Source organism: Sphingomonas sp. LH128 (assembly GCF_000293195.2).
Classification (GTDB): Bacteria; Pseudomonadota; Alphaproteobacteria; order Sphingomonadales; family Sphingomonadaceae; genus Novosphingobium; species Novosphingobium resinovorum_A.
In genome coordinates, this window is sequence record NZ_ALVC01000485.1 from 1 (window position 1) to 939 (window position 939).

At 66.8% G+C, this 939-nt stretch carries 1 protein-coding gene; it reads right to left on the reverse strand.

Annotated elements, in window-relative coordinates; all coding sequences use genetic code 11:
* Positions 1-319: 319 nt before the first annotated feature.
* Positions 320-939: thiamine pyrophosphate-dependent enzyme (locus tag LH128_RS28850; protein ID WP_008833241.1), on the reverse strand; the 620-nt coding region annotated here is incomplete at its 5' end.

Consider the following 939-nt stretch of genomic DNA (forward strand, 5'->3'; position numbering starts at 1 on the left):
GCGCGGCGGGCGGCGGCGACGGCAAGGTCGACGTCGGCGGGGGAGCCCAGCGAAATTTCGCCGGAGACTTCCTCGGTGGCGGGGTTGATGACTTCGGCGGTTTTCGGGGTGACGGGGCTGGTCCAGCGGCCGTCGATGTAGAACTGCGTGTAGCTGCGCATGATGCTCTCTCCCATCCTCCCCGCGGGCGGGGAGGGGGACCGCCGCGCAGCGGGGGTGGAGGGGCACCATCGGATTACGAGACGTCACGTAAGCCGCGCGTGCCCCTCCACCATGCTTCGCATGGTCCCCCTCCCCCGCAGGGGGAGGATCTTGGTTGTTACTGCGTGCCTTCGGCGTACCAGGTGCGGAATTCCGAATAGTTCGGCATTTCCTCCGAGTTCGCCGCCGGGTCGATGGGCACGTGGATCACGGTGCAGCCGCCGCGTGCATAGGCCCGCTCGATGGCGGGGCCGATGTCGGCGGCCTTCTCGACATACTCGCCCGCTGCGCCGAAGCCCTCGGCGATCTTGTCGAAACGGACCTTGTCGGACCAGTGGACGCCGGTTTCCTTGGTGCCGTGGCCGAAGGTGCGCTTGTAGACGCCCACTTCGAGACCCCATTGGAAATCGACGCCGACGACGATCACCAGCGGCAGGTTCTTGCGCACCGCCACTTCCAGCTCACCGACGTGGAACAGGAACGAGCTGTCCGAAGTCAGCAGCATGCCGGGGCGTACCTTGCCGGTGGCGGCCTGGTCGGCGAGCATGGCGCCGGTCGCGTAAGGCAGGCCGGTGCCGATGTGGCCGTAGTTCTGGTTCCAGATCACGTCATGCGGCTTGGCCTGCGAGTAGGTCCACTGGAAGATCACCGTGGCGCCGCCGTCGCGGATCAGGATGCCGTCCTTGGGGAAGGCCTTGGTCGCTTCGGTGACGAACTGGCTGGTGTGCATCTTGGCGG